A 20250-nucleotide genomic window follows, 5' to 3' on the forward strand; every position below is an offset into this window, starting at 1 on the left:
GTCACCCCTGGTCGAGGGAGGCGCGGATGACTTCCAGGGCTTCGAGGATGTTCGCCTCGACGGCCGCCTTGTCGATCCCGAGCCCGGAGAGCGTGCCCGTGCCGCCCTCCGCCTCCAGGAGCGAGAGCAGGATGTGTTCGGTGCCGATGTAGTTGTGACCGAGCCGCAGTGCCTCGCGGAAGGTGAGCTCCAGGACCTTCTTCCCCCCGGCGTCGTACGGGATGAGGTCGGGCACCTCGCCGACCGCGGGCGGCAGTGTCGCGGTGACGCTCTCGCGGATCGCGTCGAGCGAACTGCCCTGCGCGACCAGCGCCTTCGCGGCGAGTGCGTCCGGTTCGGTCAGCAGGGCGAGCGTCAGATGGCCGGGGCCGATCTCGTCGTTGCCCGCCGCGCGGGCCTCCTCCTGCGAGGCCATGACCACGTTCTTCGCCCGGTCGGTGTACCGGCTGAAGCCCTGGCGGGGGTCGAGATCCGAGACCTCGCCCGGGTCCTTGGGCACGAACCGCTTCTGGGCCGCCTGCCGGGTGACGCCCATGCTCTTGCCGATCTCGGTCCACGAGGCGCCCGAGCGGCGCGCCTGGTCCACGAAGTGGCCGATCAGATGGTCGGCGACATCGCCGAGGTGATCGGCGGCGATCACGGCGTCGGAGAGCTGGTCGAGTGCTTCTTCGGGGTGGGCCTTCTTGATGGCCTGGATCAGGTCGTCAAGGCGGATGGGGTGTGTGGGCTGCGTCATGTGTCAACCGTAGGTTGACAGCCGAGAGGGCGTCAACCCCGGGTTGACAACCGGATTTCCGGTGCGGCTCCGGCGCCTACTCCGTCCACGGGGACTTCCGGATCACCTCGACGAAGTCGCCGCGCGTGAAGCCGGGGACGAAGTGCTCCAGGACATCGGCCTTCACGTTCCCGAAGGTGGTCTCCGGCTTGGGGGCGATGCCCTCGGTGAATGCCTCCAGGATCCGCCGCTTGAAGTCGGGGCGGGGGTGCAGCGCGGTGATCTCCGCGCGCTGCCCGGCGGTCAGGTCGTCGTAGCCGATGCCGAGTACGTCGTACTCCACCCCGGCGGTGACCAGGGCGACCTCCGGCTCCATGAACTCGGGGATGCCGGGGGTCGTATGCAGGGCGATGGCGGTCCACACCCGGCGCACGCTGTCCTCCGGCACACCGTGCGCGTGGAGGAAGCCGCGGGCCTCCTCGGCGCTGTCCACCTCGAAGCGGCGGCCGCTGTCATGGAATCGCTCGCCCAGGCCCAGGTCGTGGAACATCGCGCCGATGTAGAGCAACTCGGGATCGAAGCTCAGCCCTCGCCGGCCGCCCTGCAGGCTGCCGAACCAGAAGACGCGGCGGGAGTGGTGGTAGATCAGCTCGCTCGTCGTGTCCCGCACCAGTTCGGTGGCCGCCGCGGCCAGCTCGGTGTCCGGCACGGACACTCCGGCGGCGGAAGAGGCGTGGACGGTCATGGCGTGACTCCTGTCGTGGAGGAGGAGGGCGGGATGCGGGGCCCTGGCTGCTGCTGGATCAAGCCTGCTCGACGTACGGGTCCGCCGGCCATGTCCCTATGGACAGCTACCCCACACATCTGGACACGCCCTGCCGCTACCGTGGTCCCGTGCCAAAGAAGCCGGACGGCCCCCGCCCCCACCACGTCTGCGTCCTCGCCTTCGACGGCGTGCGCCTGCTCGACGTCGCGGCTCCCCTGGAGGTCTTCGACACCGCGGCCCGCTACACAGGAGGCGGTTACACCGTGCGGGTCTGCACCCCCGACGGGCGGGACGTCAGGACCTCCACCGGGCTGCGGATCGCGGCCGATCTGCCGGCGGCCGATGCGGGCGCCGCCGACACGCTCGTCGTTCCCGGCCACGCCGAGCTCGTCACGTTCGCCGAACGGCCCGACCTCGTCGAGCTCGTGGCCGAACTGGCGAGCGGGGCGGGGCGGGTGGCCTCCGTGTGCACCGGCGCGTTCGCCCTCGCCGCGGCGGGCCTGCTGCGCGGGCGCCGGGCGACGACGCACTGGGAGCACGCGGCGAGGCTGGCCCGGCTGTACCCCGACATCACCGTGACGCCCGACGCCATCCACGTCCAGGACGGAACCGTCCTGACCTCGGCCGGGGTCACCGCCGGTATCGACGTCTGCCTGGCTCTCGTGGAGCAGGACCACGGCCCCGACACCGCCCGGCGGGTCGCCCGCGACCTCGTGGTCTTCCTGCAGCGGCCCGGCGGGCAGTCCCAGTTCTCCGCGCCTCACGCACCCCGGCGACCAGTCATCCGGTGCTGCGCCCGCTCCTGGACGCCATCGCCGCCGACCCGGCGGCCGACCACCGCCTCGCGGTCCTCGCGGGCCGGGCCGCCGTGAGTCCCCGGCATCTGACCCGGCTCTTCACGCGGCAGCTCGGCACCACCCCGGCCGCGTACGTGGAGTCCCTCAGGCTCGAAGCCGCCCGCATGCTCCTCGAAAGCGGCGCGAGCGTCACCGACGCGGCCGGGCGCAGCGGCCTGGGCAGCGACGAGACACTGCGCAGGGCCTTCGCCCGCCACCTGGGGACGACGCCGTCCGCGTACGCCGCGCGCTTCCGTACGACTCGGGCGGGTGCGTGAGCCGTCAGGCGTCCGCCGGAACGCGGTGGTGCGCGGCGCCGTGCGTGCGCTCGGCTTACCGCACCGCGGGACCTGTGGGTCAATCTCCCGGTCGGCGCACCATGAAGACGTCGACGGGGTCTTCGCTCTCGACGGTGAAACCGTGGCGCGCGTAGAGGCGCCTGGCCGCGCTGCCCTGGAGCACGTTCAGGCGGACGAGGGCACCCTCGGCGTCGGTCCGGTCGAGGAGTTCACGCAGCACGGCCGAGCCGAGGCCCCGGCCCTGGAGGGCGGGATCGAGGAAGAAGTGCTCGAGCCACTGCCCGTCCTCCGCCGGCCGCAGGGCGACACAGCCCGCGAAGGCGTCGTCGACGACGATGACCCATGTGTGCCGGGGTATGTAGGCGTCCCGCAGTCTCTGGCGCACCCGGTGCTCGTCGAACCGGCCGAGCCGCTCCAGGTCCGGGCGCATCACGATCGCCCGCAGTTCGACGATGGTCTCCAGATCGGCGGGCTCCGCGGCCCGCAGCGCCCATCCGGATCCGGGGAGGGGCGCCGCGGCCTGCCGCGACTGCTTCACATGCGTGGTCATCGCCGAAGTATCCCCTGGTCACCGCCGGGCGGTACGGGGTGGGTCCTTCGGTACGTCAGCGCGTGACCTGCCAGCTGAGCGAGCCGGACAGGAGCTTTCGCAGCTCCGGGTCGCGGACCGCCTTGCTCGGGTCGGTGGCACGTGCCGTGACGGTGTGCGCGCGGCCGTCGGCGGGCACACCGAGCGAGGCGGGGGTCACGCTGCTCGCGTCCCGCGCCCGGCGTACCTCGCGGCCGTCGACGTACCAGCGCACCCGCGCGTGGGAAGACGCCTCCACGCGCATCCGCTCGGTTCCGCTCACCTTCCGGTCGGCGGGTGTGACACCGGTGAGGACGGGCGCGTGCTGATGGAAGCCCGCGATCATCGCCTCGCGTCCGGGCAGATTGAACTCGCGCCCCAGCGTGCGCATGATCGAGTCCTCGGTGGGGCGGTTGAGGCCGTGCCCGTGATAGCCGCCGCCCTCGTACGCGCCGATCTTGCCGCCGTCGGGTGAATCCTGGCCGAGCCAGCGATACCACTTCGTCTTCTGTGCGGCCATCTCGGCGGCGCTGAGCTTGGTGAGGTTGGACTCGCCGGGCTCGGGGCCGGAGTAGGTGCTCTCGTCGTACCAGTACTCGTCGGCGAGCTTGCCGAAGGAGTGGCCGGTCTCGTGGACGGCGACCTGGTCGGAGTCGGGGTGGTCGGATGAGGCGGTGCCTATGCCGTCGTACCCGGACGGGGAGCTGATGGCGTTGTAGCCCGCGCCGCCGTACTTGGTGGAGTTGCCGAGCACGATGACCAGATCGGGGTCGGCGGCCTTGCTTGCGTACGCCTCGACCTTGTTGGTGTCGACGCACAGCAGCCGCTCGATGCCGTCGCAGAAGAACGCCGAGTTCAGCGCGGTGTTCTTGCGGACGTCGCTCGTCGGGTCGCCCGAGACGCCGGACTGCTGCGAGTGCGCGTCGACGGCCCAGACGTTGAAGAGATCCTCGTACTCGGCGTACGGCTGGACGGCGGCCATCTCCTTCCACTTGGTGCGTACGTCGGCGTGGAAGTCCTCCTGCTGGGCCGCGGTGTACCCGTCGCCGATGAAGACGACGTCGACCTTGGTGTCGCTCGCTCCGGCCTCCACGATCGGCAGGACGTCGCCGTCGTTCTTGATCGTGGACCGCTCCTTCCTGGTGAGCGGGGATGAGGCGGGGATCTCCGTGCGGCGGGGGTGGCTGCCGGGGCCGGTGAAGTACTCGACCTCGACGTGGTCGGCTGAGCCGTCGCTCTTGGCGTTCGGTGCGACCGGGGCGTGGCCGTCCCGGACCTGGTCCGCGGCCACCGGCGCGGTCGCGGCGAGCGCGCCGGCCAGGGCGACGCCGATGGCCACGGTGAGACGCTTGCGGGATATGCGGGATATGCGGGATGCGTGTCTGCGCATGGAAGAACTCCCGGGATTCTGCGCGGGCTCGGGGTCGGCAAGTCCGCGACATAAGTGGGGGGTTAAGGGAGGTTAAGGCGCGGTTCAATGTAGGGGTTGCGGGGAAGCCAGGCAATGCCCGAGACACAAGGTGATTCAGGGAAAGGTGGGTTCGCGCCACTTGCTGCCAAGTTGGCTTGGCTGGCGCCCGGTTGGGCCTGGCTCGGATCTGGAGAGGAAGAGATGACGGAGAGCGGATCTGGGGCCGGGCGGCTCGACGAGCCCGCGGCGGTCGGGCGGCGCGTCCTGCGGCTGCGCACGGAACTCGGGCTCACACAGCGGCAGTTGGCCGAACCCGCGTATACGCCCGCGTACGTCTCCACGCTGGAGTCGGGCAAGGTGCGGCCCTCGGAGGCCGCCCTCCGGCACCTGGCCGAACGCCTGGGCGTCACCCCCGGGGAGCTCGCGACGGGGCGCCCCGCACGTCTGGCCGCCGAGCTGCGTCTGCGCCTGACCGACGCGCGGCGCGCCCTGGCCACGGGTGATCCCGAGGACGCCGCCGCTCTCTTCCGCGCCCTGTGCGCCGAAGCCGTCGAGCACGCGCTGCCGGGGGAGGAGGCCGCCGCGCTGCTCGGGCTCGGCGAATGCCTCCTGGAGTCCGGCGACCTGGACGAGGCGCACGAGTGCTTCGCCTCGGTGGAGCGGCTGCTCGCCGACGAGCCGCTGCCCCGCCGTGTCCCCGCCATCCGCGGCCGCGCCAACGCCCACCGCCTGACGGGTGAACTCCGCTATGCCTGCCACCTGTTGGAGACCGCCCTCGACCAGCTCAACGCCTCGGGCCTGCACGACCCCGACGCGCTGCTCCTGCTGTACTCGGCGTCCATCGCCCCGTACATGGACATGGGCGCACCCGAGCGCGCCGCGCACGCAGCCGAACTGGCCCTCGCGCTCGCGCCCCGCGTGGACGATCCGGCGCTGCTCGCCGGAATGCACCGCGGGGTGGCCCGCACGCTCATCGCCCAGGGGCGTATCGCCGAGGCCGACGCGTCGCTGGCCAGGGCCCAAGACCTCTACCAGCAGCTGCACATCCGCACCGAACTCGCCCACTGCCACTGGATGCGCGGCTATGTGCACGCGCAGGACGGCGACCTGGAACGCGCCGAGAACGAACTGCGCACCGCGCACGACATGCTCACCGCCAAGCGGGCCGCGCTCTTCGCCGCGCAGGTCGAGGTGGAACTCGCCGATGTGCTGCGCCGGCGCGGAAGGGCCGGGGAAGCCGAGGCGCTGCTGAGGCCGCTGCTGGCCGGCGGCACGGAGACCGGCTCAACCGGCGAGGCAAGCGGACCCGCCGCACCCCCCGGACCCGTCGCACCCGCCGGAATTGCCGCACCCGCGGAGGCCCCGGCTCTGCGGGCCGGACGCGGTGCGGTACATGTGGGCGCCGCGCACCGCCTGCTCGGCCTCATCGCGGAGGAGTGCGGTGACACGAAGGCAGCCGAGGAGCACTACCGCGCCGGACTGCCGCTGCTCGAACGCGCGGGCGCCGCCGGGGACGTGGCCGGTCTGTGCTGCCTCCTCGGCGATCTGCTCCGGCGTACGGGCCGTACGGAGGCCGCCCTGGACGCCTACCGCACCGGTCTCGCCCACCGGACCACGCCGGGCACGACCACGCTGGGACCCGCGCCCGTGCCACCGCCGATGTGAGTCACGAGGCCGTGTATGGAAGTCCTAATTCCGTTCGACTGAGTGATTGTCCGGCTTTTGTCACGGTGCTGTGTGCTCACGCAACTGATGTCCTCTCATGTCCCTCCGCCTGCTAAAAATACGGGCGGCACAGGGACGAGGACCGTCTTGTGTGAACGCATCGCGTTATTTCGAAAGTTGGCCCGGGAGGGCCGCAGGGGGAAAGGCAGCAGCCTGATGAAGCACGCACGTATGACCACCGCGGTACTGGCCACGGCAGGGGCGCTCACCGTCGGCCAGCTCGGCCTGGCCGGAGCCGCGTCCGCCGCGGACGCACCGAAGGCGCCCAAGGCGTCGGCCGCTTCGGCGCAGAGCGCCGGTTGCCCGATCGACATCGTCTACACGTCCCGCTTCAATGTCGGCTCGGGTGGCTGGGTGACGGGTGACGGCCTCTACTTCGGCCTCAAGAACAAGAGCACCAAGACGTTCAAGAAGGTCACCTTCACCGTCAGCAACGTCAAGAACGTCCGCTTCGGCACGGCGAAGGCAAAGGGCGGCAAGGTCACGCACAAGACCTCGAAGACCGTCTCCGTCTACGACAAGAGCCTGGCGGGCAAGGCCAGCCTCGGGGTCCGGGTCGAGTCGCGCCTGCTGAGCACCAGGTCCTACAAGGTGAAGTTCAAGGTCCACGGCACCGGCTGGAACTGCGCCGTGAACCAGGGCACGTGGGGCGCCTGACCCTCGCGCCCTCGCACGACCCATGCCTCCGGGCCCGGATCCTTCCGGGCCCCGGAGGCGCGTCTGTTTCCGTCACCAGTGGCATCCGCGACGTAGGCTGATCGAATTCGAGTCAGCACGCATCAGTACGACGTCTGGAGCAGTCAGGTGGACGAGGCAGCGCAAGCCGAGCTCGGCGCCGGAAAATATCTGCTGGTCACCAGCTACCGCAAGAGCGGCACCCCGGTGCCAAGCCCCGTCTGGTTCGTCGAGGACGGCGCGGCGCTCGGCGTCTGGACGGCGGCGGACTCCTGGAAGGTCAAGCGGATCCGCAACCGCGCCGACGTCCTGATCGGCCCCTGCGACCTGCGGGGCAACCCGACCGGCGAGCAGATCCCCGCCACCGCCGAGATCTGCGACCCGGAGACGACGGCGCGCTATCGCACCCTCATCGCCCGCAAGTACGGCGTGGTCGGCCGCCTCACCCTGTTCGGCAGCAAGCTCCGGCGCGGCACCAGCGGAACGGTGGGCATCCGCATCACACCGACGGCGGCCGGGTGACCCTCCCGCGTCACGTCAGGCTCGGCTCGGCGGTCATCTCGTTCCGGAAGGCGATGACCCCATCCCGTGCGCCCTGCAGTCCGATGCGCGTGAAGTCCCTTTCCAGCTCGGCGAGTTCGGCCAGTGTTTCGCTGCGGGTGCGACCGAGGCGAGCGCGCGATTTGGCCAGGCCAAGGCGGGACAGGGCCTCGCCGCGCGGCTCCCGCATGGCGCTGAATTCTTCCAGGGCGATGGCGTACATCTCGCGCGCCGCCTCGTAACGCCCGTCCCGGTAAAGGACGTTGCCGCGCATCTTGTGGTTGTAGGCGAGCGCGCTCGCCAGGTCCATGGCGCGGCAGATGACCTCCGCCTCCGAGAGCAGCGCGAGTGCCTGATCCACCTCGCCCCGCAGCGAGAGGACGTCGGCGACTCCGCGCAGCGACCAGGCGCGCCCCCGCGCGTCCTGTGCGTCGGTCGCGATCCGGACGCACTCCTCGAACAGCTCTAGCGCTTCGGTGTAGTCGCCGGTGTTGCGCCGCATCTGGGCGATGCCGGACATCGCCCACACCATGTGCCGCGCCTCACCGTGCTTGCGGCCCTGTTCGAGCAGCTGCTCGTGGAGGGCGGCCACCGCCGCGTAGTCCCCCTGGATGCGTCCGGTCTCGGCGAGCCCGGCGAGCGCGTAGCCGTGCGCGAGCCGTTCCCCGCTCCCGGCGGCCAGCTCGACTCCCCAGTTCAGCAGCCGCCTGGCGAGCCGCAGCTGCCCGCACTGGCGGGCGAGCGTACCGCCGCTCCACAGCGCCCAGGCCATGGCGCCCGCCTCCCCCGCGAGACGTGCGCTGCGATAGCTCTGCCGCCAGGCGGTGCCCGCGTCGTCCACCTGGCCGAGCCGCCGGTTGGCCTCGGCCAGCGCGAGCGCCGCCCGCGCCCTCTCCAGCGCGGTGTCCGCCTCGGAGAGGGCGCGGCCCGCCGCCGTGAGCACCTCCTCGTAGGAGGAGTTCACCCCGAGCGCCGAACCCAACTCGCCTTGATATTCGGGCGCGAATGCCTTGCCGTGCATAGATCCATGACCTCTCGATCAACTCCGTACGCCGGTCTCCGTACGTTGATCAAGAAGTTACGAGCGGGGAGGGGTGCGGCGAATCCCTCCGCATATGGGTCATGCCGTACGACTCAAGGGCTACGGACGAGTCCATGGTCATCATCGGGATGTACGGGGAGGGAGCCGGGCGACTGTCAGCTGCCTTCCGGGGAAGGGGAGCCCGCGGTCGCCGCCTGCAGCGCCGTGATGCACGCGGCGATCGACTGCTGCAGATCCTCCAGGCGCCGCACCATGTCGTCCTCGTAGAAGTCCGTGTCGTCGGCGTCGTCGAAGGTCAGCTCCTCGAAGACCTTCGTCGCCTTCTGCAGGCTGCTGTAGAACTTCGCGCGCCGCTCCTGCACCCGCAGCTGCGGGTCGCTCTGGACGGTCTGGGCGACCAGGTCCTTCACGGTGTCGTACGCCTCGCGGGCCCACTCGCCGGAGTCCTCGCCCTCGTCGAGCTCGTCGATGAGGGACAGGTGGCGCTCGGCCTCCTCCTTCAGCTCGGCGGGCGCGTCGATGAGTTGGCCCGCGGGCGTCTTGACCTGCCCCTTGTCGACGATCTGGCGTACGTAGTCGACGCGGTCGCCCGCCTTGGCCTCGGCCGCGACCGCCTTCTTGAGGTCGTCGGTCCTGACGATGTCGCGCACGAGCTCGGTGCGCAGCGCCGGGTCCTCGTCGAGCCGGTCCATCAGCGCGCGCCGCGCCGCCTCGGCGGTGCCGGGGTCGGCGAGGATCGCGGCCCGCAGCGCGGTGGGGTTCTCGGCGACCTCCAGGGCCTTGGTCGGGCGGATGCCCTCGGCCTCGGCGGCCTCCGTGATCGCGTTACCCCGCGGGGTGAGGGCGCTGGAGCGCGACGCGTAGTACGTCAGCCAGACGTCCGAGTCGGGCAGCTCGATGTCCTCGCCCGGCGTCAGGGCCTCGAAGTGGGGCACGAGGCCGTCGTCGGCGGCCTTGTCCCACGCCTTGTAGTAGCGCATGACGCGGTCGGCCGAGCAGCCGGCCAGCTCGCTGAACTCCTTCGCCGAGACCTTCGGCGTCTCGTCGGCCCCCTGTCCGCCGGGGCGCACACTGCGCGCGACCATCAAGGCGAAGGTCCAGCCGCCGGTGCGGGCGTAGGCACCGAACTCGCGGGCGTCGCGGGCCACCGACTCGGGCACGCTGTCCGGGGTGACCTGCGAGGAGGGCGCGTCCGCCGTGGTGTCGCCGGAGGAGTCGGTGGTTTCGGACGGCGCGGTGGCAAGAGTCACGAAGGTTCTCCTGGATGGTGATGACAAGTATCTGAGAGCTGACTCGACACCTTATCGCTCCTATTGAGGCGTTATGAGGGCGAGTTGTTCTGCGGTGAACAGGTGCCCCACGGTACGGAGCCAAAGCCTCCGGTGATCAAGGGCGCGATGTGGGGTCTACACATCCTGACCACATCTCCTCCCCGAGGATGACCCTGCGTGCACGGCACTACAGCGCCCGTGGGCCAAGAGTCCGGCTCTGAGTCTGACTTCCGGGGCGGTCGACCCCTGGACTATTGAAATGAAATCTGCTGACCGCCCTGACGTGCGCTGATCGTGCCGCGGGGGGTGTCACCCTGCCTGCCGAAACCGACGGGAGCCCCTTCGCCGTGGCTACGTTCCTCTACAAACTGGGCCGCCTCGCCTTCCGGCGACGCCGCTATGTGGCACTGATGTGGGTGGTGCTGCTGGCCGGCGTCGGCTTCTCCGCGTCGGCCGCGCCCGCACCGCCCGAAGACTCCTTCTCCATGCCGGGCACGGAGTCCCAGAAGGCCTTCGACCTCCTCGACGAGAAGTTCCCGGCGGCCAGCGCCGAGGGGGCAACGGCCCGGGTCGTCATCCGCGCCCCCGAGGGCGACAAGCTGACCGAGTCCGGCCCCAAGGCCGACGTCGAGAAGCTGGTCAAGACCCTGGGCGCAGGGCCGCAGGTCTCCGGGGTCGCCGACCCCTTCAAGGCCGACGCCGTCAGCAAGGACGGCACCACCGCGTATGCGTCCGTCACGTACAAGGTCGCCGCCACCGAGCTGACCGACAAGTCGCGTGACGCGCTGACCAAGGCCACGGACGACACCCGCAAGGCGGGCTACACCGTCGAGACCGGCGGCGACGCCGTCATGGCCGAGCAGGAGATGGGCGGCTCCGCCGAACTCATCGGCATCGCGGTCTCCGCGGTCGTCCTGATCATCACCTTCGGGTCGATGATCGCCGCGGGCATGCCGCTCCTGACCGCCATCATCGGCGTGGGCATCGGCGTCTCGGGCATCGCGGCCCTCGGCAGCCTCCTCGACCTCTCCGCCACGACCTCGACGCTCGCGATGATGATCGGCCTCGCCGTCGGCATCGACTACGCGCTGTTCATCGTCTCCCGCTACCGGGCGGAGATCGCCGACGGCCGGGAACCGGAGGAGGCCGCGGGCCGGGCCACCGGCACCGCCGGCTCCGCCGTGGTGTTCGCCGGACTCACCGTCATCGTCGCGCTCTCCGGGCTGGCGATCGTCAACATCCCGATCCTCACCAAGATGGGCCTGGCCGCGGCCGGCACGGTCGCCGTCGCCGTGCTCATCGCCCTCACCATGATCCCCGCGCTGCTCGGCTTCGCGGGCAAGAAGGTGCTGCGCCGCAAGGACCGCAAGAAGCCGGCCGGCGCACTGCACGACCCGAACGCCAAGCCGAAGCTGGGCACCCGCTGGGCACGCTTCGTGCTGCGCCGCCCGGTCCCGGTCCTGCTGCTCGCCGTGGTGGGCCTCGGTGTGGTCGCTGTACCGGCCACCAGCCTGGAGCTCGGCCTGCCCGACGAGGGCACGTCGGCACCGGACACCACGCAGCGCAAGGCGTACGACATGCTGTCCGAGTCCTTCGGCGCCGGCTTCAACGGCCCGCTGATGGTCACCGTCGACACGGGCGCCGACAAGGGTGCGGCCGCGGCGGCCGGCACGGTCGGCAAGGAGATCGCCAAGATCGACGGCGTCGCCGCCGTCGCACCGGCGCACGGCAACAAGTCCGACGACACCGCGACCGTCAACGTCGTACCGAAGACCGGTCCCAGCGACCACAAGACCGAGGAAGTGGTCAAGGAGATCCGCTCCACGGTCGACGGGCTCGGGGACAAGACGAACTCCGAAGTCCTGGTCACCGGCGCGACCGCCATGACCATCGACTTCTCGCAGACCCTGGACGACGCGCTGCTTCCCTACCTGGGACTCGTCGTCGGCCTGGCCTTCCTGCTCCTGATGCTGGTCTTCCGCTCCATCCTCGTACCGCTCAAGGCGGCGCTCGGCTTCCTCCTGTCGGTGGCCGCCGCGCTCGGCGCCGTCGTCGCGGTCTTCCAGTGGGGCTGGCTCGCCGACATCGTCGGCGTGGACCAGCCGGGCCCGATCATGAGCATGATGCCGATCTTCATGATCGGCGTGGTCTTCGGTCTCGCCATGGACTACGAGGTCTTCCTCGTGACCCGCATGCGTGAGGCCTACGTCCACGGGGCACGCCCCGGCGAGTCCGTCGTCACCGGCTTCACGCACGGCGGACGGGTCGTCGCCGCCGCGGCGGTCATCATGATCAGCGTCTTCTCAGGCTTCATCATGGAGAACGACGACATGATCAAGATGATGGGCTTCGGCCTGGCCATCGCCGTCCTCTTCGACGCCTTCGTCGTCCGCATGGCGATCGTCCCGGCCGTGCTCGCCCTGCTCGGCAAGAAGGCGTGGTGGCTGCCGAAGTGGCTGGACCGCGCGCTGCCGAACGTCGACGTGGAGGGCGAGAAGCTGCACAAGCAGCTCGGCGACTTCCCGACGGCACGCCAGGACGACCAGGACGGTCAGGACCATGACCGGGAGCTGGAGACCGTACGCGGCTGAGCCCCTGACCTTCCGTCAGGCATGAACACCGTCAGCCCGGTGACCGATCACGGTCACCGGGCTGACGCCTGTGGGGGCTCCTTGCCGGTGCGGCTCAGCGGTCCGCGAAGACCATCCACACCTGGCCGGGCGCGAAGGGCATCGGCCGGCCGTCGGCGAGCGTGAAGGTCGTGCCGCTCTCGGCACTCGAACGCTTCCAGCGGGTCTTGTACGCCTTGCCGCCCCGCAGCACGGTCGCCCGGCCGCTGCCGACCGTCTTGATGTACGGGGTCGCCGCGCCGTTGACGTCCTTGTAGCGCGACGGCGGCATGTCCACGTGCTGGATCACGACCGTCCGCGCGCCGAGCTGCGCACCCGAGGAGCTGCGGGCCGGGGCCCCGTCGAAGGACGCGAGCCAGCGGCGCTCACCGGACGACCAGCGGAAGGTGTGGCTGGCCCCGGAGTAGCGCACGGTCCGCGTCGCGGTGGGGGTGCCGCCGGCCGGGGCAGCCCCGAAGCGGAAGCCGATGTCGCCGGGGTGGCTGGCCTTGGGCGCCGTGCGCAGCGCGGACTCGGGACGGACGAAGAGATTGTGCGGGGCGGGACGGCTGCCGCTGCGGAAGTAGGCCCCGGAGAAGCTGCCGAACGGCCGTGCGTACAGGGGTGCTTCCTTGAGCACCTTGTTGAGCGAGCTGCGCACCCCCGAGTAGGCGAGGGCCGGGCGCCCGAACTGGCGCAGCAGCTCGATGTCCGACTCACGTGCGCTGCGCACCGGGCCGACGGCCTCGGGGAGGCGGCTGGAGTACACCCCCATCAGGCGGCTCATGCCGCCCTCGACCTTCTCCACGTAGACGATGTCCGCCTGCGCGAGACCGGTGTGCGGGCGTGCCCCGGGCGCGTTGTCGAACTTCACCGCGAGCACCGGGCCCTTCTGCGCCGCACGGCCGGTGAAGGGTGACCGGTCGCCGGGCGGTGCGGCGTCCGCCGGTGCGCTCTCGTGCGCGGCTCCCATGGTGAGCGCGCCCACGGCGATCGTGGCCAGGAGCCTGGTGCCGATGCGGGTGCGGCGCCGGGTCCCGGCTGACCTTGCTGTCATCGCGGTTCTCCGTTCATCCCCGAACGCGCGGTTCCGGGACCAGTCGTTCCTGGCAGTGGCAGCCGCAGTCCTTCCTCCGGGGCGCGGGCGGTGAACCCGCTTTAGGGCCATCCAGCCGCCAGGACTCACCGCAGCGGCGTACGCGCCGGACCCTCCCGCGGGCCCGGCGCGCACGCCCTCGCCGTCAGGCGGTGTGCAGGGTCAGGCCGTAGCGGTTCAGGATCTCGTTGATCGGCTGGTACCAGGTCTCGCCGCCGCCGCTGCAGTTGCCCCAGCCGCCGGAGGTGACGCCCTGGGCCTGGTCGCCGCTGATGAACGAGCCGCCGGAGTCGCCGCCTTCGGCGCACACGCTGGTCTTGGTCATCTGGTGGACGGCGCCCTGGCTGTAGTTCACGGTCTCGTTCTTGGCGAGCACGTTGCCGCAGTGCCAGTGCGTGGTGGAGCCGGAGCGGCAGATCGAGGCGCCGATGGGTGCTTCGTTCGAGCCGCGCACGAGCTGGTCGGAGACGGTGCCCCAGCCGAGGACCACCGGGACGGTCCACCAGCCGCTGCCCACGTTGACCCAGGCGTAGTCGTTGCCGGGGAACGAGGAGCCCTGGAAGTTGCCGATGGCCGAGTTGTCCCAGCCGCGCACCGAGGCGCCCGTCTGCCCGCAGTGGCCCGCGGTGACGAACCCTCCGTGCACCGAGAAGCCGATGGAACAGCGGACGTTGCCGGTGTAGTAGGGGTCTCCGCCCACGGTCCCCGCGGCGAAGGTGCTCGGCGCCTCGGCGACCGTCTCGACCTGGACGGGACCCGCCTTGCGGGCGCGGTCGACGAAGCGTCGGACATCGTTGTCGTTCCGCTGACCGGCGACGACGTTCACCACGACCTTGTTGTCGCGCGGCGCCACGTGCCAACTGCTGACGCCCTTGGGCGCGGACAGGTCGTCGATACGTGCCTTGGCCGCGTTCAGTTCCTTCTCGCTGTGGCGGACCACGCGGACGGTGGCGCCGGTCGCGCGCAGGGCCTTGGTCTTGTGCGCGCTGGTGGTGGCGACGGTCAGCTTGCCGGTCTTCGCGCTGTACCAGGAGCCGGCGTACGTCGATCCGGCGGTCTTCTGCGCCGCGCGGTCGACGCGTATCGCGGTCTTCTCGGAGGCGAGGCGCTCGCGCGCCTGGCCTTCGGTGAGTCCGAAGTCGTTTTGCATGGCGGTGAGCATGCCCGCGGAGGCCGGTGCGGGGGTGGGGGCGGGGGCGGCGCCCGCGGTGGAGGTGAGGGAGGCGCTTGCCCAGGTGCCGACCAGGAGCAGGGAGGAGAAGGCGATGCGGGCTCCGGTTCTGCGTCTCATGGCAGTGCCCTTTCTGTCGTTCCATCGGGGGTGGGGAGGAACAGGGAGGAACAGGGTGATGAGAGCGCTCTCACTGTGAGTTCAGGCGGAGCATAAGAGCGGCCCGCCGGTCATGTCCATACCAACTAAGCGCCAACGGGAGGCAATTGGTGTCGGAAAATTGACGGCGGGCCGATACTGGGTACGGTGTACGCGCAGAACTGGGTACGGTGTACTCTTTTCCTTCCGCCCGGTTCAGGCCAAGGAGCATCAGTGACGGTCACACCCGCCGACAGCCACAACGTGATTCAGGTGCGAGGCGCCCGCGAGAACAACTTGCGCAACGTCTCGCTCGACATCCCCAAGCGGCGGCTCACCGTCTTCACCGGAGTCTCGGGCTCGGGGAAGTCCTCGCTCGTCTTCGGCACCATCGCCGCCGAGTCGCAGCGGCTCATCAACGAGACGTACACCGCGTTCATCCAGTCGTTCATGCCGAGCCAGGGCCGCCCCGACGTGGACGGCCTGCGCAACCTCAGCGCGGCGATCGTCGTCGACCAGGAGCGGATGGGCGCCAACTCGCGCTCCACGGTGGGTACCGCCACCGACGCGTACACCATGCTCAGGATCATCTTCAGCCGCCTCGGGGTGCCGGACATCGGCACGTCGGGCGCCTTCAGCTTCAACCTGCCCGAAGGCATGTGCCCCCGGTGCGAGGGCACCGGCGAGGCATCCACGGTCGACGTCGACCGGCTCGTGGACCGCGAGCTCTCGCTGAACGAGGGCGCCATCGCCGTGCCGTACTACGCGGTGGACTCCTGGAGCTGGCAGATCATGGTCAACTCCGGCTTCCACGACCCGGACAAGAAGCTGAAGGACTACACCGAGCAGGAGTGGGCCGACCTCCTGCACAAGGCCCCGACCAAGGTGAAGGTGGGCTCGAACGGCTTCACGTACGAGGGCCTGATAGCCAAGATGCAGCGAACCTGGCTCGCCAAGGACCGCGAATCCCTTCAGTCCCACATCAAGACTTTCGTCGACCGGGCCGTGGTCTTCACCCGGTGCCCGCTCTGCGAGGGCACGCGCCTGACCGCGGCCGCGCTGTCGTCGAGGATCGACGGCCTGAACATCGCCGACTGCTCGTCGATGCAGATCAGCGATCTCGCCGCGTTCGTACGCGGACTCGACGACCCCGGCGTCGCCCCGCTGATCACGAGCCTGCACGAACTGCTCGAATCCCTTGTCGAGATCGGGCTCGGCTATCTGAGCCTGGACCGGACATCGGGCTCCCTCTCCGGCGGCGAGGCGCAGCGCGTGAAGATGGTCCGCCATCTCGGCTCCAGCATCACCGACGTGACGTACGTCTTCGACGAGCCGACCATCGGCCTGCACCCGCACGACATCCGCCGCATGAACGACCTGCTGCTGCGGCTGCGCGACAAGGGCAACACGGTGCTCGTCGTGGAGCACAAGCCCGAGGTGATCGCGATCGCCGACCACGTGGTGGACCTCGGGCCCGGGGCCGGCACGGCGGGCGGCGAGATCTGCTTCACCGGCGACGTGGCGGGGCTGCGCGCGTCGGGCACGCTGACCGGGCGGCACCTGGAGCACCGGGCCGGGCTGCGCGAGCAGGTGCGCGTGCCCAAGGGACAGCTGTCCATCAAGGGCGCAGACCGGCACAACCTCAAGGACGTCGAGGTCGACATCCCGCTCGGGGTGCTCGCCGTGGTCACCGGGGTCGCGGGCTCCGGCAAGAGCTCGCTGATCCACGGCTACCTCTCCGGACAGGAGGGCGTGGTGGTGGCCGACCAGTCGCCGATCCGCGGCTCGCGCCGCTCGAACCCGGCGACCTACACCGGGCTGCTCGGCCCCATCCGCACCGCGTTCGCCAAGGCCAACGGCGTCAAGGCGGCGCTGTTCAGCGCGAACTCCGAGGGCGCCTGCCCCAAGTGCAATGGCATCGGGCTCATCTACACCGACCTGGCGATGATGCCCGGGGTCGCGTCCGTCTGCGAGGCGTGCGAGGGCGAGCGGTTCACCGCCGAGGTCCTGACCTACCGGCTGCGCGGCAAGAACATCAGCGAGGTACTCGGCATGCCGGTCGCCGAGGCGCTCGACTTCTTCCCCTCCGGCCAGGCGCACGCCGTCCTCGGCCGCCTCAGCGACGTCGGGCTCGGCTATCTGCGGCTCGGCCAGCCCCTCAACACCCTCTCCGGCGGTGAACGCCAGCGCCTCAAGCTCGCCATCCACATGGCCGAGAAGTCGTCGACGTACGTCCTGGACGAACCGACGACCGGACTGCACCTGGCCGACGTGGACAAGCTGCTCGCGCTCCTGGACCGGCTCGTGGACGACGGCAACTCGGTGGTCGTCATCGAGCACCACCAAGCGGTGATGGCGCACGCCGACTGGATCATCGACCTGGGGCCAGGCGGCGGCCACGACGGCGGTCAGGTGGTGTTCACCGGCACGCCCGCGACCCTGGTGGCCGAGGCGCGGACCGTGACGGCGCAGCATCTGCGGGAGTACGTCGCTAGCTGAGGTCGGGCCGGGGTCGTAAGCCGATCGTGCTCGGGCACGGTGTCCGCGTAGGGTGCGTGAATGAGCATGCTGGATGACGCCCGCGCGGGCATGAACCCCGAGATCCGACCCCAGGACGACCTGTTCGGCCACGTCAACGGTCACTGGCTCCAGACCGAGGCGATCCCCGAGGATCGCTCCAGCTGGGGCCCCTTCGTGCAGTTGGTCGACACGGCCGAGGAACAAGTGAAGGTGATCATCCAGGAGCTGGCGTCGGACGGCGCCGGCTCGGATGACGCGCGCAAGATCGCCACGCTGTACGCCTCCTTCATGGACGAGGAGGCGATCGCCGCCCGCGGGCTCGCCCCCGCGCAGCCCCTGATCGACGCCGTCGCGGGGCTGCGGGACACCAGGGAGCTCGCGGCGTTCCTCGGCCGCTTCGAGCGGACCGGCGGCTCCGGTCTGTTCGGCTCCTACATCGACTCGGACGACCGCGACTCCGACCGCTACCTCTTCAACGTCCTGCAGGGCGGGCTCGGCCTGCCCGACGAGTCGTACTACCGCGAAGAGAAGTTCGCCGACATCCGCGAGAAGTACCTCGCCTACCTCACCGAGCTGCTCACGCTCGGGAAGCATGCCTCGCCCGCCGAGGCCGCGCAGACGGTGCTCGCCCTGGAGACACGGCTTGCCGCCGGTCACTGGGAGCGGGCCGAGACGCGTGACGTGCAGAAGACCTACAACCTCCTCACGCTGCACGAACTGGCCACCCTGGCCCCGCACTTCGACTGGCGCGGCTATGCCGAGGGGCTCGGCGGCTCGGAAGCCACCATCGCCGAGACGTGCGTCCGCCAGCCGTCCTACTTCCGTCACCTGTCCGCGGTCCTTGACGAGGTGCCGATCGAGCAGTGGAAGGACTGGGCGCTGGTCAGGGTGCTCCGCTCGTGCGCGCCCTACCTCACGGACGCGTTCGTGCAGAACAACTTCGAGTTCTACGGCCGCACCCTCAACGGCACTCCGGAGCTGCGCGCCCGGTGGAAGCGGGCGGTCGCGTTCGTCGAGGGCTCCATCGGCGAGGCCGTTGGCAAGGAGTACGTGGCGCGGCACTTCCCGCCGAGCTCCAAGGCGATGATGGACGACCTCGTCGCCAACCTCCTGGAGGCCTACCGCCAGTCGATCGCCCGTCTGGACTGGATGACGGACGAGACGAAGGAGCGCGCGTACGAGAAGCTCGCCACCTTCCGTCCCAAGATCGGCTACCCGGACACCTTCCGCGACTACTCGGCCCTGGAGGTCTCCGGCGACGACCTGCTCGGCAACGCGCACGCGGCGGACGCCTTCGAGTCCGACCGGCAACTGGCCAAGATCGGCGCGCCGGTCGACCGCGACGAGTGGTTCATGCTGCCGCAGACGGTCAACGCGTACTACAACCCGGGCACGAACGAGATCTGCTTCCCCGCCGGCATCCTGCAGAAGCCGTTCTTCTCGCCCGACGCCGACCCGGCCGAGAACTACGGCGGCATCGGCTCGGTCATCGGCCACGAGATCGGCCACGGCTTCGACGACCAGGGCGCGCAGTACGACGGCGCGGGCAACCTCAACGACTGGTGGACCGCGGACGACAAGACCGCGTTCGAGGCCAAGTCGAAGGCGCTGGTCAAGCAGTACGACGCCTTCTCGCCGCGCAACCTCCCCGACGAGTTCGTCAACGGCTCGCTGACGGTGGGCGAGAACATCGGCGACCTGGGCGGTCTGACCATCGGGCACACGGCCTACCGCATCGCGCTCGACGGCGCCCCGATGCCGACGAGCGACGGCCTGACCGGCTCCCAGCGGCTGTTCATGAACTGGGCCTACTGCTGGCGCACCAAGCGCCGCAAGGAGCAGGAGCAGCAGTACCTCACCATCGACCCGCACTCGCCGCCCGAGTTCCGGGCGAACATCGTGCGCAACCTCGACGAGTTCCACGAGGCGTTCGAGACGGCGGAGGGCGACGGGCTCTGGCTGGACCGTGCGGAGCGCGTCCGGATCTGGTGAAACGCCGGGCACGGCCGCGGTACTCGTGCCGCGGCCGTGCCCCGTCCCCTCCTGCCCGGGTCACCGCAGACCGGCTGCGCGCGGAGAGCGGTTTCAGGCGGGGGTGTCCGACCGCCGGTCCGGATCGACGGTACGCGGGTGGTTGGCGTAGAAGGCCGGGTGGTCGTGCAGGCGGCGGACGTAGGCGCGGATGTGGGGGTAGGCGTGCACGGCCCCGGCTTCGTCGGGGGCGAGGTGGACGAGCCTCGCCCACAAGTCGACGTCCGCCGCGGTGAGTTCATCGCCGACGAGGCAGGAGCCAAAGGCCAGCCGGCGGTTGAGGTGGTCCAGTGCCGCGGGGGTCAGGGAGCCGGCGACGAGATCGTGCCAGGTGTCGATCTGTGCCGCGAGGGCCGGCGGGCGCAGGAGGCGGCGCGGGCCGTTGCCGTGCGCGGCGAGGCGGCAGGCGAGGTCGCGCAAAATGTCGGGCGTGTGGTTGCTGACGACGTGCCCGCTCCACCGGTCGCACAGGGCGGGAACGGTCAGCGGGCCGTCGAAGTGGTACTCGGTGGCCTCGTAGAAGCGGCGCAGGGAGTCGAGCGCGGCGGTGGTGTCCGTGGTGTCCGGTGCCAGGAGCGTCGTGGTGAGCGAGTCCCTGAGTCCTAGCAGGTCGAGGGTGATCGAGACGCACAGGGAGCGGGGACATCCGGCCGAGAGATACAGGTGATAGCGGTGGGGTGCCGGATAGAAGCCGCCGGCGAGGTCGGCGCCGATACGGCTGCGGATCGGGGCGGGGCACGTGCCGTGCGGGGAGCGCGAAGCCTCCAGGACCGGGCGGCGGGAACGGTGCGACGTGATCTCGGGCATGGCTCTCCAGACAGGTGAAGGGGCGCCGAC

Annotated in this window: 15 protein-coding genes and 1 pseudogene; 7 read left to right on the top strand and 9 right to left on the bottom strand. The window is 70.3% G+C overall.

Annotated features, from left to right (window positions below; translation table 11 throughout):
- Position 1: 1 nt before the first annotated feature.
- Both ACWFR3_RS21330 and ACWFR3_RS21335 read right to left on the bottom strand, forming a co-directional pair.
- A complete protein-coding gene (locus tag ACWFR3_RS21330; RefSeq protein WP_453736164.1) occupies positions 2 to 736 on the bottom strand; it encodes a Clp protease N-terminal domain-containing protein in 735 nt (244 codons plus the stop codon).
- A 76-nt stretch (positions 737 to 812) separates the two neighbouring features.
- A complete protein-coding gene (locus ACWFR3_RS21335; protein ID WP_453736165.1) occupies positions 813 to 1460 on the bottom strand; it encodes an HD domain-containing protein in 648 nt (215 codons plus the stop codon).
- Positions 1461 to 1558: 98 nt separating this feature from the next.
- Between ACWFR3_RS21335 and ACWFR3_RS21340 the strand changes: the two are divergent.
- Positions 1559 to 2595 (top strand): annotated as a pseudogene (locus tag ACWFR3_RS21340) (GlxA family transcriptional regulator).
- A 79-nt stretch (positions 2596 to 2674) separates the two neighbouring features.
- Here the strand turns inward: ACWFR3_RS21340 and ACWFR3_RS21345 are convergent.
- Together ACWFR3_RS21345 and ACWFR3_RS21350 are read right to left on the bottom strand one after the other, a co-directional pair.
- The gene (locus ACWFR3_RS21345; protein WP_453736166.1) at positions 2675 to 3166 is read right to left on the bottom strand and encodes a GNAT family N-acetyltransferase; all 492 of its coding nucleotides are present in this window, start codon (positions 3164 to 3166) and stop codon (positions 2675 to 2677) included.
- A gap of 55 nt (positions 3167 to 3221) precedes the next feature.
- Entirely contained in the window at positions 3222 to 4574 is a 1353-nt protein-coding gene (locus tag ACWFR3_RS21350) for a M64 family metallopeptidase (RefSeq protein ID WP_453736167.1), read from the bottom strand.
- Positions 4575 to 4796: 222 nt separating this feature from the next.
- On the opposite strand from ACWFR3_RS21350, the gene ACWFR3_RS21355 reads away from it, so the two are divergent.
- The 3 genes from ACWFR3_RS21355 to ACWFR3_RS21365 all read left to right on the top strand — a co-directional run bounded on the left by ACWFR3_RS21355 (position 4797) and on the right by ACWFR3_RS21365 (position 7517).
- Positions 4797 to 6260 (top strand): helix-turn-helix domain-containing protein, encoded by a 1464-nt coding sequence (locus tag ACWFR3_RS21355; protein ID WP_453736168.1) that lies wholly within the window; start codon positions 4797 to 4799, stop codon positions 6258 to 6260.
- A 216-nt stretch (positions 6261 to 6476) separates the two neighbouring features.
- Positions 6477 to 6977: a hypothetical protein gene (locus ACWFR3_RS21360; protein ID WP_453736169.1), complete on the top strand. Its 501-nt coding sequence runs from the start codon at positions 6477 to 6479 to the stop codon at positions 6975 to 6977.
- Between the two features lie 147 nt (positions 6978 to 7124).
- The gene (locus ACWFR3_RS21365) at positions 7125 to 7517 is read left to right on the top strand and encodes a PPOX class F420-dependent oxidoreductase (RefSeq protein WP_453736170.1); all 393 of its coding nucleotides are present in this window, start codon (positions 7125 to 7127) and stop codon (positions 7515 to 7517) included.
- 10 nt (positions 7518 to 7527) lie between these two features.
- Here the strand turns inward: ACWFR3_RS21365 and ACWFR3_RS21370 are convergent, their stop codons facing one another.
- Positions 7528 to 8556 (bottom strand): tetratricopeptide repeat protein, encoded by a 1029-nt coding sequence (locus tag ACWFR3_RS21370; RefSeq protein ID WP_453736171.1) that lies wholly within the window; start codon positions 8554 to 8556, stop codon positions 7528 to 7530.
- 176 nt (positions 8557 to 8732) lie between these two features.
- On the bottom strand, positions 8733 to 9827 hold the full coding sequence (locus ACWFR3_RS21375; protein WP_453736172.1) for a hypothetical protein: 1095 nt from the start codon (positions 9825 to 9827) through the stop codon (positions 8733 to 8735).
- 368 nt (positions 9828 to 10195) lie between these two features.
- Here ACWFR3_RS21375 and ACWFR3_RS21380 point away from each other — a divergent pair, with 368 nt between their 5' ends.
- A complete protein-coding gene (locus tag ACWFR3_RS21380) occupies positions 10196 to 12439 on the top strand; it encodes an MMPL family transporter (RefSeq protein WP_453736173.1) in 2244 nt (747 codons plus the stop codon).
- 94 nt (positions 12440 to 12533) lie between these two features.
- Here the strand turns inward: ACWFR3_RS21380 and ACWFR3_RS21385 are convergent, their stop codons facing one another.
- On the bottom strand, positions 12534 to 13514 hold the full coding sequence (locus tag ACWFR3_RS21385) for a DUF3048 domain-containing protein (protein ID WP_453736174.1): 981 nt from the start codon (positions 13512 to 13514) through the stop codon (positions 12534 to 12536).
- Between the two features lie 184 nt (positions 13515 to 13698).
- On the bottom strand, positions 13699 to 14844 hold the full coding sequence (locus ACWFR3_RS21390) for a S1 family peptidase (RefSeq protein WP_453736175.1): 1146 nt from the start codon (positions 14842 to 14844) through the stop codon (positions 13699 to 13701).
- A 252-nt stretch (positions 14845 to 15096) separates the two neighbouring features.
- Here ACWFR3_RS21390 and ACWFR3_RS21395 point away from each other — a divergent pair, with 252 nt between their 5' ends.
- Both ACWFR3_RS21395 and ACWFR3_RS21400 read left to right on the top strand, forming a co-directional pair.
- The gene (locus ACWFR3_RS21395; protein WP_453736176.1) at positions 15097 to 17361 is read left to right on the top strand and encodes an ATP-binding cassette domain-containing protein; all 2265 of its coding nucleotides are present in this window, start codon (positions 15097 to 15099) and stop codon (positions 17359 to 17361) included.
- A gap of 60 nt (positions 17362 to 17421) precedes the next feature.
- Positions 17422 to 19374, top strand: a complete 1953-nt coding sequence (locus ACWFR3_RS21400; RefSeq protein ID WP_453736177.1) for a M13 family metallopeptidase — start codon at positions 17422 to 17424, stop codon at positions 19372 to 19374.
- Positions 19375 to 19467: 93 nt separating this feature from the next.
- Here the strand turns inward: ACWFR3_RS21400 and ACWFR3_RS21405 are convergent, their stop codons facing one another.
- The gene (locus ACWFR3_RS21405; protein WP_453736178.1) at positions 19468 to 20220 is read right to left on the bottom strand and encodes a glutathione S-transferase C-terminal domain-containing protein; all 753 of its coding nucleotides are present in this window, start codon (positions 20218 to 20220) and stop codon (positions 19468 to 19470) included.
- Positions 20221 to 20250 lie beyond the last annotated feature (30 nt).

The organism is Streptomyces sp. NPDC055189, assembly GCF_053606765.1.

What these genes read in the sequence shown, in the direction of transcription:
- ACWFR3_RS21330 (WP_453736164.1), bottom strand. Translation starts at nt 736, where the DNA reads ATGACGCAGCCCACACACCCCATCCGCCTTGACGACCTGATCCAGGCC.
- ACWFR3_RS21335 (WP_453736165.1), bottom strand. Translation starts at nt 1,460, where the DNA reads ATGACCGTCCACGCCTCTTCCGCCGCCGGAGTGTCCGTGCCGGACACC.
- ACWFR3_RS21345 (WP_453736166.1), bottom strand. Translation starts at nt 3,166, where the DNA reads ATGACCACGCATGTGAAGCAGTCGCGGCAGGCCGCGGCGCCCCTCCCC.
- ACWFR3_RS21350 (WP_453736167.1), bottom strand. Translation starts at nt 4,574, where the DNA reads ATGCGCAGACACGCATCCCGCATATCCCGCATATCCCGCAAGCGTCTC.
- ACWFR3_RS21355 (WP_453736168.1), top strand. Translation starts at nt 4,797, where the DNA reads ATGACGGAGAGCGGATCTGGGGCCGGGCGGCTCGACGAGCCCGCGGCG.
- ACWFR3_RS21360 (WP_453736169.1), top strand. Translation starts at nt 6,477, where the DNA reads ATGAAGCACGCACGTATGACCACCGCGGTACTGGCCACGGCAGGGGCG.
- ACWFR3_RS21370 (WP_453736171.1), bottom strand. Translation starts at nt 8,556, where the DNA reads ATGCACGGCAAGGCATTCGCGCCCGAATATCAAGGCGAGTTGGGTTCG.
- ACWFR3_RS21385 (WP_453736174.1), bottom strand. Translation starts at nt 13,514, where the DNA reads ATGACAGCAAGGTCAGCCGGGACCCGGCGCCGCACCCGCATCGGCACC.
- ACWFR3_RS21390 (WP_453736175.1), bottom strand. Translation starts at nt 14,844, where the DNA reads ATGAGACGCAGAACCGGAGCCCGCATCGCCTTCTCCTCCCTGCTCCTG.
- ACWFR3_RS21400 (WP_453736177.1), top strand. Translation starts at nt 17,422, where the DNA reads ATGAGCATGCTGGATGACGCCCGCGCGGGCATGAACCCCGAGATCCGA.
- ACWFR3_RS21405 (WP_453736178.1), bottom strand. Translation starts at nt 20,220, where the DNA reads ATGCCCGAGATCACGTCGCACCGTTCCCGCCGCCCGGTCCTGGAGGCT.